This window comes from Cellulosimicrobium sp. XJ-DQ-B-000 (genome assembly GCF_031119065.1).
GTDB classification, from domain to species: Bacteria; Actinomycetota; Actinomycetes; order Actinomycetales; family Cellulomonadaceae; genus Cellulosimicrobium; species Cellulosimicrobium funkei.
On sequence record NZ_JAVHYN010000001.1, the window covers coordinates 554,724 to 567,450 of the forward strand.

10 protein-coding genes are annotated in these 12,727 nt (G+C 75.7%); 5 read left to right on the forward strand and 5 right to left on the reverse strand.

Features of this window, described 5'->3' with window-relative positions; genetic code table 11:
- Positions 1-82 precede the first annotated feature (82 nt).
- Positions 83-571, reverse strand: coding sequence for a MarR family winged helix-turn-helix transcriptional regulator (locus tag RDI86_RS02885; protein ID WP_061267618.1), 489 nt, complete (start codon positions 569-571; stop codon positions 83-85).
- A gap of 75 nt (positions 572-646) precedes the next feature.
- Here RDI86_RS02885 and RDI86_RS02890 point away from each other — a divergent pair, with 75 nt between their 5' ends.
- Entirely contained in the window at positions 647-1,990 is a 1,344-nt protein-coding gene (locus RDI86_RS02890) for an FUSC family protein (protein ID WP_308820638.1), read from the forward strand.
- Positions 1,991-2,049: 59 nt separating this feature from the next.
- Here the strand turns inward: RDI86_RS02890 and RDI86_RS02895 are convergent, their stop codons facing one another.
- From RDI86_RS02895 to RDI86_RS02905, 3 genes are all read right to left on the reverse strand, one after another.
- Positions 2,050-3,426: a PhoH family protein gene (locus tag RDI86_RS02895; RefSeq protein ID WP_061266974.1), complete on the reverse strand. Its 1,377-nt coding sequence runs from the start codon at positions 3,424-3,426 to the stop codon at positions 2,050-2,052.
- 341 nt (positions 3,427-3,767) lie between these two features.
- Entirely contained in the window at positions 3,768-5,408 is a 1,641-nt protein-coding gene (locus tag RDI86_RS02900) for a DHA2 family efflux MFS transporter permease subunit (RefSeq protein ID WP_083711861.1), read from the reverse strand.
- On the reverse strand, positions 5,405-6,025 hold the full coding sequence (locus RDI86_RS02905; RefSeq protein WP_228485268.1) for a PadR family transcriptional regulator: 621 nt from the start codon (positions 6,023-6,025) through the stop codon (positions 5,405-5,407). Before RDI86_RS02905 ends, RDI86_RS02900 begins: the two co-directional genes overlap by 4 nt.
- A gap of 211 nt (positions 6,026-6,236) precedes the next feature.
- Here RDI86_RS02905 and RDI86_RS02910 point away from each other — a divergent pair, with 211 nt between their 5' ends.
- The 3 genes from RDI86_RS02910 (at position 6,237) to nhaA (ending at position 9,720) form a co-directional block, all read left to right on the forward strand.
- Entirely contained in the window at positions 6,237-7,691 is a 1,455-nt protein-coding gene (locus tag RDI86_RS02910) for an amidase (RefSeq protein ID WP_308820639.1), read from the forward strand.
- Positions 7,688-8,242 (forward strand): DUF1697 domain-containing protein, encoded by a 555-nt coding sequence (locus tag RDI86_RS02915; protein WP_043655497.1) that lies wholly within the window; start codon positions 7,688-7,690, stop codon positions 8,240-8,242. Before RDI86_RS02910 ends, RDI86_RS02915 begins: the two co-directional genes overlap by 4 nt.
- Before the next feature lie 161 nt (positions 8,243-8,403).
- Positions 8,404-9,720: a Na+/H+ antiporter NhaA gene (nhaA, locus tag RDI86_RS02920; RefSeq protein WP_137280203.1), complete on the forward strand. Its 1,317-nt coding sequence runs from the start codon at positions 8,404-8,406 to the stop codon at positions 9,718-9,720.
- Positions 9,721-9,740: 20 nt separating this feature from the next.
- Here nhaA and RDI86_RS02925 read toward each other — a convergent pair whose 3' ends face one another.
- A complete protein-coding gene (locus RDI86_RS02925; RefSeq protein WP_308820640.1) occupies positions 9,741-11,228 on the reverse strand; it encodes a PHB depolymerase family esterase in 1,488 nt (495 codons plus the stop codon).
- A 283-nt stretch (positions 11,229-11,511) separates the two neighbouring features.
- Between RDI86_RS02925 and RDI86_RS02930 the strand changes: the two genes are divergently transcribed.
- Positions 11,512-12,726 carry a substrate-binding domain-containing protein gene (locus RDI86_RS02930; RefSeq protein ID WP_076405209.1) on the forward strand — a complete coding sequence of 405 codons (1,215 nt, stop codon included), beginning with the start codon at positions 11,512-11,514 and terminating at the stop codon, positions 12,724-12,726.
- Position 12,727: the final 1 nt, after the last annotated feature.

Consider the following 12,727-nt stretch of genomic DNA (forward strand, 5'->3'; position numbering starts at 1 on the left):
GACCCGGGTCCACGGAGGCCGGGCGGAGCGGGACGACCCGCTCCGCCCGGCCTCCGTCGTCCCCGGGTCGTGCGGGAGGACGTCAGTAGTCGACGGGGTCGAGGCGGCGCAGTACGACGGCGAGCAGGCGCGCGAGCTCGGCGCGCTCGGCCTCGTCGAGGTCGACGAGCGCCGCGCGCTCGCGGTCGAGCTGCTGCGGGAAGACCTCGTCGACGAGCGCCGTCCCGGCGTCGGTGAGCGCGACGAGGACGCCGCGCCGGTCGCGCTCCGCGACGGTGCGCTCGACGAGTCCGGCGCGCTCGAGCCGGTCGAGGCGCTTGGTGATCGACGCGCCGGGGGCGCCGGTCATCGTCGTGACCTCGCCCGCACGCAGCGGCCGCCCGGCGCGGCGCAGCGCCGCGAGCACGTCGAACTCCGCGCGCGAGACGTCGTGCCGTGCCGCGGAGCGCTCCAGCGCCGCCTCGAGCAGCGCCGCGACGCGACGCAGCCGCGCCCCGACCGCCGACGTCGCGGTGTCGAGGTCCGGCCGCTGCTCAGCCCACTCCGCGCGCACGCGGTCGACGTAGTCCACGGACCCAGGATAGGGCGGGCCTCACACTCTTTCACTGGTGAAACACCGAGGAATCACCGCTAGGCTGGTTCGTCGATGCCCCTCTCCTCCCCCGCCCGCCCGGCGCTCGCGCCCGTGCGCGCCGCCGCCCAGGACGTCCTCGACCCCGCCCACCTCCGCGACGCCCTGCGCGTGAGCCCCGCCGACGCGACGGTCGCCGCCGCGCTGCGCTGCGGCGCCGCGGTCGCGCTCGCGATCGCCGTCCCGGGCCTGCTCGGGCGCCCCGACCTCGCGGCGTTCGCGTCGCTCGGCGCGCTCACGTCGCTCTACGGGCGGTACGACCCGTACCGGCGTCGGGCCACGCTCCTCGCGACCGTCGGCACGCTCATGACCGGCACGATCGCGACCTTCACGCTCTTCGCCGCGACGGGCACGCCCGCGCTCGTCACGACCGCCGCCGTCGCGCTCCTCGCCGCCGGGGCCACGGCCTTCTGCCTCCTCGTCCGCACGGGCCCGCCCGGCGCGACGATCGTCGTCTTCGCCGCGGGCGCGGGCCTCGCGGGCGCACCGACGCTCGCCGACATCGGGCCGCGCGCGCTCGCGGCGGCGTTCGGCGCGCTCCTCGCGGGGCTCGTGTGCACGGCCGGCGTGCTCGTCCGCCCGACGGCGCCCGCGCGCCTCGCCGTCCGCCGCGCCGCCGACGCCGTGCGCGCCGCCGAACGACCCGGGGCCCCGCCGAACGCCGCGCATGCTGCCCGCGGTGCCGTCGCCCGGGCGCGCGACGTCCTCGCGGACGACGCCTCCTGGTGGCGGACGCGGCCCGCCGTCCCCGCGCTCGCCGCAGAGCTCGACGCCGTCGAGGAGGCGCTCGACGCGACCGGCGTGCCGCGCGGCGACAACGGCCCGGCGGTCCGCACGACCCTGCGCGCCCAGGCGCGGGCCCGGGCCGCAGGACCCTGGCGGCTCCCGACCGTGCGCGTCGGCGTCGCCGGGCTCGTCGCCGGTGCGGTCGCCGCCGTCGCCGGCCTCGGGCACGCGGCGTGGGCGACCATGGGCTCGACCGCGGTGCTCCAGGGCGAGTCGGCGCGCCACGCCGTCGTGCGGGCGCTGCAGCGCGGGGCCGGCACGGTCGCGGGCGCGCTCCTCGCCTGGCCGCTGCTCGCCGCGCCGCTCGGGTTCTGGGGGACGGCCGCCGTCGTCGTCGTGCTCCAGACCGTCACCGAGACGATCGTGGGGCGCCACTACGGGCTCGCGATGCTCACCATCACGCCCATGGCGCTGCTCATGACCTCGCTCGCGCACCCCGCCGACCCGTCGGCGCTCGCGCTCGACCGCGCGCTCGACACGGTCCTGGGCGCCGTCGTCGGCGTCCTCGCGGTGGTCCTCGTCCACCCGCGGACCCGCCTCCGCGCGAGCGAGACCCCCGGTCCGCCGAGGTAGAGGCCTGGCACCGCGAGGTAGAGGCCCGGTCGTGACCAGGCCTCTACCTCGGCGGCGGGTCAGACCTCGATCGACTCCAGCATCTCCGTGACGAGCGCCGCCACGGGCGAGCGCTCGGAGCGCGTGAGCGTGACGTGCGCGAACAGCGGGTGGCCCTTGAGCGCCTCGATGACCGCGGCGACGCCGTCGTGCCGGCCCACGCGCAGGTTGTCGCGCTGCGCGACGTCGTGCGTGAGGACGACGCGCGACGACTGCCCGATGCGGGACAGCACCGTGAGCAGGACGTTGCGCTCGAGCGACTGCGCCTCGTCGACGATGACGAACGCGTCGTGCAGCGAGCGCCCGCGGATGTGCGTGAGCGGGAGCACCTCGAGCATCTCGCGGTCGATGACCTCGTCGAGCACCTGCGGCGAGACGAGCGCCCCGAGGGTGTCGTAGACGGCCTGCGCCCACGGGTTCATCTTCTCGGCCTCGGAGCCGGGCAGGTAGCCGAGCTCCTGGCCGCCGACGGCGTAGAGCGGCCGGAACACCATGACCTTGCGGTGCTGCCGGCGCTCCATGACGGCCTCCAGCCCGGCGCACAGCGCGAGGGCCGACTTGCCGGTCCCGGCCCGGCCGCCGAGCGAGACGATCCCCACGCTCTCGTCGAGCAGCAGGTCGATCGCGACGCGCTGCTCGGCGGAGCGCCCGTGCAGCCCGAACACCTCGCGGTCGCCGCGCACGAGCTGCACGTGCTTGTCCGCGGTGACGCGCCCGAGGGCGGACCCGCGCGGCGAGTGCACGACGAGACCCGTGTGGCAGTGCAGCGGGCCGGCCGCCTCGACGACCGCCGGGTCCAGGCTCGTGAGCTCGACCGACTCGTGCTCCCAGAGCGCCGCCGCCTCCGCGTCGGTGAACGAGATCTCGCCCATGCCGGTCCAGCCCGAGTCGACGGCGAGCTCGTGCCGGTACTCCTCGGCCCGCAGGCCCACGGCCGACGCCTTGACCCGCATCGGCAGGTCCTTCGACACGACCGTGACGTCGTGACCCTCGGCCGCGAGGTTCGCCGCGACGGAGAGGATCCGGGTGTCGTTGTCCCCCAGCCGGAACCCGGCCGGCAGCACGCCCGGGTCGGTGTGGTTGAGCTCCACGCGCAACGTCCCGCCGACGTCGCCGACGGGGATCGGGGCGTCGAGCCGGCCGTGCTTGACCCGCAGGTCGTCGAGCATGCGCAGCGCGCTGCGCGCGAAGTACCCGAGCTCGGCGTGGTGGCGCTTGGCCTCCAGCTCGGTGATGACGACGACCGGGAGGACCACGTCGTGCTCGGCGAACCGCCCGATGGCGCGCGGGTCGCTCAGCAGGACCGACGTGTCGACGACGAACGTGCGGCGCGCGCCGTCCGGTGCGTCGTCCTGCGGTGTGGGTGAGGTACCGGGGGTGGGTGAGGAATGGACCACGAGGGCTCCCCTCCGGCGCACGCGCGCCGTTCTCTCTCTGGGCGAGGCGGGCGACCGGCCGTCGGGCCGTGGGTGCCACGGCTCAGCAGCGCCGGTGCCGGCCCTCCTGAGCGGAGCGTGAACCCCATCGGCTGGCCTCCCGGAGGACGGCGAAGGTGCCGTCCGTCTCCTCGAAACTACGCCCGTGTGATTCGGGTCACCACCCCCGACACGCCTCCGCGCGAGGTTTAACCCCCCGTTCACGCGGAGGCCGCACCCGCGGGCCGCGCGAGATCGACCCGAGCGTCCGAGACCGGCCCTCCGGGGGCGGCGTCGTGACGGTCGGGTCGATCCCGGACAGGTCAGTGCTCGACGTGCTTCGGCGCCATCGCGATCGCGGCGACGAACCCGAGCACGAGCACCACGGCCGTGACCGCGAGCGTCTGCCCGACGGCGGTCGCGAAGCCCTGGTGGAACGCGGTGGTCGCGGCGTCCGTGACCTGGCGCGCGACGTCGTCGGGCACCCCCGGCGGGAGGTCGAACGACCCGCCCTGGCCCCCCTGGAGCGACCCCGCGTTCGCGAACCCGTCGACGAACTGCTGGCGGAACTGCTCGGGGAGCGAGGCCGCCGCGTCCCGCGCGGCCGCCGGGAGGGTCACCGCGAGGCGCGCGGTGAGCGTCGCGACGATCGCCGCCGACCCGATCACGCCGCCGACCTGGCGCGTCGTGTTGAAGGCGCCCGCGCCCGCCCCGGCGGTGCGGTGGTCGAGGCCCGACGTCGCGAGGTTCGCGAGCGGCGAGAAGACGCACCCGGTGCCGATGCCGAACAGCGTCATGGGGAGCACGATCGTCACCACCGACACGCCCGGCCCGACGACCGCCGCGAGCCAGCCGATCGCGACCGCGAGGACGCCGAACCCCGTCGCGACGACCCACTTCGCGGGCACGCGATCGGACAGGCGGCCTGCGAGCGGCGCGACGATCCCCGACACGAGCGAGCCCGGCAGGTTGACCAGCGCGGCGTGCAGGGGCGACAGCCCGAGGATCGACTGGAGGAAGATCGTCAGCGGGAAGAAGATGCCGATCATCGCGAACGACACGGACATGCCCGCGACGTTCGCGAGCGAGAAGTTGCGCGAGCGGAAGAGCCGCAGCGGCAGCAGCGCGTCGTCGCCGAGCCGGCGCTGCCACAGCACGAACGCGGCCAGCACGAGCAGGCCGACGCCGATCACGCCCCACACCGTGACCGGCCCGGTGATCGTGCCCCAGTCGTACGTCTGGCCCTCCTGGAGCCCGAAGACGACCGCGAAGAGCCCGACGACGGACAGCACGACGCCGACCACGTCGAACGAGCGCTTGTTCGTCGCGAGCCGCGGGAGCCGCACCAGGGCGAGCCAGAGCGCCACGACCCCGACCGGGACGTTGACGAAGAAGATCCACTCCCAGCCCCACGACTCGACGAACAGCCCGCCGAGCAGCGGGCCGGCGATCGTCGCGACGCCCGCCGTCGCACCCCACAGCCCCATCGCGGCGCCGCGCTGCCGCGGCGGGAACACGCGCGTGATCATGGCCATCGTCTGCGGCGTCATGAGCGCCGCGCCGACGCCCTGGACCACGCGGGCGGCGATGAGCATCCCGATCGAGCCCGACAGCCCGCACCACGCGGACGCGAGCGTGAACACCGCCAGGCCGACGACGAACACCGGCTTGGGCCCGTACCTGTCGCCCAGGCGACCCGCGAGCAGGAGCAGCACCGCGTACGAGAGCAGGTAGGCGCTGTTGACCCAGCCGACCGCGACCAGCGACGCGTCGAGCTCGCGCTGGAGCGTGGGGACCGCGATGTTCACGATCGTGGTGTCCACCATGATCATGAAGAAGCCGAGGATGAGCGGCGGCAGGATGCTCCAGGCGCTGCGGCCGTGGAGGTCGACGAGGGGCACGACGCGCGAGCCGGCCTCGGCGGGTGCCGGGGCCGGGCCGGTGCCCGGGGCGGGAGTGGTCACGAGGACTCCTGAGGTGAGGTCGTGCGGGAGTGGCGGAACGCGGGCCCGGGCTCCTCGGTCCAGCTCAGCACGCCGGACGTGACGTCCGCGACGGTCGCGTCGAGCCAGGCGATCTCGGCCCGGGTCTGGTGGAGCTCGAAGTGGGCGTCGAGCAGGTAGCGGCGGGGCAGGCCGCGCGCGACCACGTCGTCGAGGCGCTCGCGCACCCCGTCGATCGCGGCCGCGAGCGCCGCGCGACGCTCGCGGAGCAGCGCGAGGGCGTCCTCGCGCGGGAGGTCGTGCACGAGCGCGAGCCCGACAGGGAAGGCGGGGTACTCGCGCGGCGTCTCGCGGACGAGGTCGCGCGTGCGGGCGTCGTGCGCGGCCACGCCGGCCGGGGTGATGGCGTAGAGCGTGCGCTCGGGGCGGTTGCCGTCCCGGTCGACGCCCGCGCGCTCGACGAGGCCGTCCCGCTCGAGGCGGTCCACCGCGTGGTAGACGGCGCCGGGGTTGAGCCGCACGAGGCGGTCGTCGCGCCGCTTGCGCAGGCGCACGAGCATCTCGTACGGGTGCATGGGCTGCTCGAGCAGCACGGCGAGCACGAGGGTCGCCGTGGGGCTGAGGCGCGGGGAGGTCACGGTGGTCTCCGGGACGGGGTGGCGGGGTAGCAGGCCGGCGGGTGGGGAGCTCGCGCCCGGCTGGAATATTCCGGTTGGAATATACGCCTGCACTCGGCCGGTGTCGACCGCCGAGGCCGGCACGCGCGGCGTCGCGGAGGTCGCGCGCGCGGGGGGTCGCGGGGGGGGGCGGGGTCGCGCGGGTGCGACGGCGCGCGTAGGTTCACGAGCCATGAGCGCCCCCGAGCTCCTCGACCTCGACGCCACCGCGCTCGCCGGTGCCCTGCGCGCCGGCGACGTCTCCCCCGTCGAGGTCCTCGACGCGACGCTCGACGCCGCCGCCGGGGTCGGTGCCGCCGTCGGCGCCTTCACCGTGCTGACCCCGGACCTGGCGCGCACGCAGGCCCTCGCCGCACAGGACGCGCTCGTGGCGGCGCGGCGCGACGGCCGGGCCGGTCCCCACGACGGCCTCCCGCCGTTCCTCGGCGTCCCCTGCCCCGTCAAGGACCTCACGATGGTCGAGGGCGTGCCGATGCGCGCGGGCTCGGCCGCGATCGATCTGTTCCCCGCCCCGTACGACGACGGCGTCGTGACGCTCCTGCGGCGCGCCGGCACGGTGATGGTCGGCAAGACCTCGACCCCGGAGCTCGGCCTCCCCTGCTACACGGAGCCCGACGTCGGCCCGACCGCCCGCACCCCGTGGGACCTCGCGCGGTCCGCGGGCGGGTCGAGCGGGGGCGCGGCCGCCGCGGTCGCGGCGCGCGTCGTCCCCGTCGCGCACGGGAGCGACGGCGGCGGCTCGCTGCGCATCCCCGCGAGCGCGTGCGGGCTCGTCGGGCTCAAGCCGTCGCGCGGGCTCGTGAGCCCGGGCCCGTACGGGGTCGACGGCGCGGGGCTCGCGACGCACGGCGTCCTCACCCGGTCGGTCCGCGACACCGCCGCGTTCCTCGACGTGCTCGCGCGCCCCTGGCCCGGCGACACCTTCACCGCGCGGCTCGGCGCCCCGCCGGACGGGCGGCTGCTCCGCGTCGGGCTGCTGCTGGAGCCCGTGATCGCCGCCGGCGCCCCCGTGCACCCGGCGTGCGCCGACGCCGCCCGCGCGGCGGCGGAGCTCCTCGTCCGGCTCGGGCACGACGTCGTCGAGATCCCGCCCCCGTTCGGGGCCGAGCGCTGGGACGCGTTCGCGGCGCTGTGGTCCGTCGGGGCGCTCCAGGCACCCGTCCCGCCGGAGCGCGAGCACCTGCTCGTGCCGCTCACGCGGTGGCTGCGCGAGCGCGGGCGCGCGGTGAGCGGGCTCGCGTACGCGACGGCGCTCGCGGGCGTGCAGCAGCTCACGCGCGAGGTCGCCGCCGCGTGGTCGGGCGTCGACGTCGTGCTCTCCCCCACGCTCGCGCAGCCGCCCGCGCTCGTCGGCAGCCAGCGCGTCGACGACGACCCGGCCGCCGACTTCGCGGCGCAGACGGCGTTCACGCCCTGGACGAGCGTCTGGAACCTCACGGGGCGGCCCGCCGTCTCCCTCCCGCTCGGCGAGGCGCGCGTCACCGACCCCGACGGGTCTGCGGCGACCGTCCCCGTCGGGGTGATGCTCGGCGCGGACCACGGGGACGACGCCCTGCTGCTGGCCCTCGCGGCGCGCCTCGAGGAGACCGCGCCGTGGTCCCACCGTCGCCCGGGGACGTCGTCGTGACGGCGTACGCCTGCCTGCTCTTCGCCGTGAACGTGGGCGGGCGGAAGGTCCCGTCGACCGCGCTGCGGGACCTCGCGGGCGAGCTCGGCCTCGCGCACGCCCGCACGGTCGTGAACAGCGGGAACCTCGTCGTCGGGCCGGGGTCGTCCGGTGCGTCGTCGCCCGCGGACGTCGCGCGCCTCCTGCACGACGGCGTCGCCGAGCGGTTCGGCGTCGACGCCGCCGTGGCCGTGCTCACGACCGAGCGCCTCCGGAAGATCGTGCGCGGGAACCCGCTGCCCGACGACGCCGCCGACCGCCCGGCCGGGCTGCTGGTCCACGTGGGCGAGGAGCCGGTCGACCCGGACGCCGCCGCCGCGCTCGGGCCGCGCCTGACGACCGAGCGCGCCGTCGTCGCGAACGGCGTCCTCTACGTCGCCTACCCCGACGGCGTCGGTCGGTCGAGGCTGACGGCGGCCGTCCTCGCGAAGGCGGCCGGGACCCCGGTGACGGGCCGGAACTGGAGAACGACGACGCGCCTCCTCGCGCTCGCCGAGGACACCCCGCCCTGACGCGCGCGGCGGGACGAGCGCCAGGAGACTGGACCGCGAGCCGGACACGTCGACCGCGAGGGGTGCGCCGCCCCGTAGAATCGTGGGCGGTGTGCCGGGAAGTCTGGTCGGCCACGGTCCGCGACGCGGCCGTGCGACACGACAGCGACCCCGGGAGCACGATGACCCACCCCGCCCTGCCCTCCGGCCCCTCGGCCACCCCGCCGACCGACCGCCCCTCCCCCGGTGCACGCCTGCGCCGCTGGGTCGGGCGCGAGACGACGGGCGGCGCCCTGCTCATCGGCGCGGCGCTGCTCGCGCTGGTCTGGGCCAACTCGCCCTGGCGCGAGTCCTACCTCACGCTGTCGAGCACCGTCGTCGGCCCGTCCTCCCCGCTGCACCTCGACCTGACGCTGTCGACGTGGGCGGCCGACGGCCTGCTCGCGATCTTCTTCTTCGTGGTCGGCGTCGAGCTCAAGCAGGAGTTCGTCGCGGGCAGCCTGCGCAACCCGAGGCAGGCGGGCGTCCCGGTGCTCGCGGCGATGGGCGGCATGGCGGTGCCGGCCCTGATCTTCGTCGCCGTCCTGCTGACCACGGGCGACCCGGGCGCGCTGCACGGGTGGGCGATCCCCACGGCGACGGACATCGCGTTCGCGCTCGGCGTGCTCGCCGTCTTCGGCCGCGGGCTCCCCGTCGCGATCCGCACGTTCCTGCTCACGCTCGCGGTCGTCGACGACCTGCTCGCGATCGTCGTCATCGCGATCTTCTACACGGCGGAGCTGCAGTGGGGCTACCTCGGCCTCGCGCTGCTCGCCGTCGCGCTCTACGCCGTCCTCGTGCGCGCTCGCCGCACCCGCTGGTGGCTCCTGCTGCCCGTCGCGGTGGTCGCCTGGGCGTTCATGCACGAGTCGGGCGTCCACGCCACGATCGCCGGCGTCCTGCTCGGCTTCACCGTCCCCGCGCTCGCGGTGCACGGGGAGCGGGAGCCGCGCACGCAGCGCTTCGAGCACACGGTGCGCCCGCTCTCGCAGGGCGTCGCGCTGCCGGTGTTCGCGTTCTTCGCGGCCGGCGTCTCGATCGTGGGCGGCGAGACGCCCGTCGGGGAGGTGCTGACGCAGCCCGTCGTGCTCGCCATCGTCCTCGGGCTCGTCGTCGGCAAGCTCGTGGGCGTGCTCGGGGTCACGGCGCTCGTCACGCGCTTCACGCCGCTGCGGCTCGCGGCCGGCATCGGGGTGCGCGACCTCCTGCCCGTCGGGTTCCTCGCGGGCATCGGCTTCACCGTCTCGCTCCTCATCGCGGAGCTGTCGTTCCCCGACGCCGAGCACACCGACGGCGCGAAGATCGCGATCCTCGCGGCGTCCACGATCGCGGCGGTGCTGGCCGCGCTCGCGCTGCGCTGGGACGCCCGCCGGGCCCGCTCGAACGACATGAACCGCGACGACCTCCCGGACGACGTCACCGACTTCATCGGTGACCCGAAGGACCGCCTGGAGCACTAGCCCGAGCGGGCCCGCCCTGCTCAGCAGGCGGCGGCGACCTCGAACCGGCCGGGCGCGGCCTCGCGCAGCGTCGTGACCGTCGCGTCGCCCTGGCCGAGGTACGCGAGCGAGCCGACCGCGTAGTACGGGTTGTAGGGGTTCACGCCGTAGGAGATCGCGCGCCCCGCGGCCCGGTGCTGCGCGTTCGTCGCGGTGCCGCACCACGGCCCGGTCGGCGCCTGCACCGTCACCGCGACCTGCGCGGTCGACGCGTTCCCCGCCGCGTCGACCGCGCGGGCCGTGAGCACGTGCGAGCCGGGCGCGAGCGCCGTCGTGTCCCAGTCGAACCCGTACGGGGCGGTGCGCAGCGTCGCGAGCATCGCGCCGTCGACGCTCAGCTCGACGCGGTCGACCGCGCGGTCGTCGGACGCCGCGACCTCCACGCGGACCGTCCCCGAGACGGCGGCGCCCGCGGCGGGCGCGGTGATCGCGACCGTCGGCGCCGTGACGTCCGGGTCGGGGCCCGGGTCGCGGTCGACGCGCCGGTTGTTCGCGAACAGGAAGTCGGTGAGGTAGGCCGGGTAGTCGATGCTGTTCGTCGACACGTAGGACCCTCCGGGGCCGCCGCCCGCGGGCCACGCGTGCGCGAGCCCGGTGTTCTGGACCAGCGAGACGCGCGGGCCGGCGGCGTCGGACCACAGCGACCCGGTGCCCGCGTGGTTCGTGCCCGCGAGCCCGGCGAGCGAGAACGACGACGTGGTCCCGGCTCCGTAGAGGTCGGCCATGACCTGGGCGTTGAGCGTCCCGTACCCGGTCGCGACCGTCGTGTCGGCGCTGCCGAAGACGACGGACGTCACCTGCGAGCCGAAGCCCGCCGCGTGCGTCCCCGCGAAGGTCCGGCACGTCGAGCGCGCCTGCGCGAGCGTCGTCGCGACGCTCCCGATCTGGCCCGACGTCGTCCCGACCGTCGGCCCCGCCGCGATCCCCACGCCCGCGAACACATCGGGCGCGAGGCAGCCCATGACCATCGCCTGGCCGCCGCCGGACGACAGGCCGCTGACGTAGACCTGGTCCGGGTCGATGCCGAGCGAGGCGTCTGCCAGCAGGGTCGAGACGAGGTCGAGCAGGTTGTCGTCGTGCCGCGCGGGGTTCGTCCGGCTGTGGTTCGTGTCGTAGTAGTCCCAGCAGCCGAGCAGGACACCGCCGTTCGGCGCGGCGGGGACCGCGACGACCATGCCGTGCTCGTCGGCGGTCGCGGTCCAGTTGCCGCCGTTCTTGAGCACCTGCGACGTCTGGACGCACCCGTGCAGGGAGACCATGAGCGCCCGACCGCCGGGGAGCGCGGGCGCCGTCGACGGCCGGTAGAGCTCGACCGTCATCCCGCCGGCCGTGCGCTGGGACCACGACCCGGCGGCCGTGGCCGGTGCGGTGACGAGCGGGGCGAGCACGACCGCGAGCGCCGCGCCGAGGGCGAGCGCGACGGCGCTCCGGCGGGCGCGGGCGCGCTGTCTGAGGGAGTGCCTGACCATCTGAACCTCCACGTCGAGGTCGGGTCGCCGTCGGCGCTTCGCGCGCCGTGGCGCGCACCGTCGCGCGCCGGACCCGGGCGAACCGGACGCTACGTGTGACCTGAATCACCTGTCAACATCAGACCTGCCGCGGCCGGCGCGCTCGCGACACCGGGCGCGCGGCGGTCCCTCCCGACGCGGGTTGACACCGCGCCGCCCGGGGATCCATGATTCCCGCAACCTGAATCGCCTCTCATGTTTGAGCGGCGCTCCCCCTCAGGACCACCCAACGAAGGGCGAAGTCATGCGGACGAAGAAGTCCCAGCGGTCGGCGCTCGCCGTCGCCGCGCTCGCGGCCGCGAGCCTCGCGCTCGCCGCCTGCGCGCCGACCGACGCGAGCGGCGGCGGCAGCGCCGGAGGCGAGACCAGCACGAGCGCCGACCCGGTCGACGTCGGCATCATCTACTCCAAGACCGGGCCGCTCGCGGCCTACGGCGAGGCCTACTACGAGGGCTTCCAGGCCGGTCTCGACTACGCGACCGACGGCACGGGCGAGGTCGACGGCCGCCCCGTCAACGTGACGTTCCACGACGACGGCGGCGACCCCGACAAGGCCGTCGGGCAGGCGAAGGACCTCATCGGCAAGGGCTACCAGATCCTCGGCGGCACGGTCGTGTCCGGCGTGGCGCTCAAGCTCGCCGAGCAGGCCGAGCAGAACAAGGTGCTCTACATCTCGGGGCCCGCCGCGGTCGACGCGCTCACGGGCATCAACGACTACACGTTCCGCTCGGGGCGCCAGTCGCTCCAGGACGTGGCGACCGCCGGCACGTTCGTCGACCCGGACGGTGCGAAGGTCGTCGTGTTCGCCCAGGACAACGCGTTCGGCCAGGGCAACCTCGCCGCGGTCGAGGCCGTCCTCGGCGCGCAGGGCGCCGAGGTGACGAGCGTGCTCGTGCCGGAGGACGCGACGGAGTTCACGCCGTTCGCGCACCAGATCGTCGACGCCGCGCCCGACCTCGTGTTCGTCGCGTGGGCCGGGGCGACGTCGGGCGCGATGTGGCAGGGCCTGGACCAGCAGGGCGTCCTCGACGCGACCACGGTCGTCACCGGGCTCGGCGACGTCGCGACCTACGGCGCGTACGGCGCCGCGGCGAGCAAGGTCGACTTCCTCAACCACTACTTCCCCGGCGCCGCGGGCACCGAGGTCGAGGCCGCGATGCTCGCGTCCGTCGAGGAGGCCGGGAAGCAGGCCGACCTCTTCACGCCCGACGGCTTCGTCGCCGCGCAGATGATCGTCCACGCGATCGCCGAGGGCGGCGACGACGTCGACGCCATGGTCGACGCGCTCGAGGGCTGGAGCTTCGACGGCCCCAAGGGCACGACGACGGTCCGCGCGTCCGACCACGCGCTCGTCCAGCCGATGTACCAGGTGAAGCTCGTGGCCGAGGGCGACGGCTGGGCTCCCGAGCTCGTCGCCGAGGTGCCGGGCGACGACGTCGCGCCGGCCGAGGCGGGCTGAC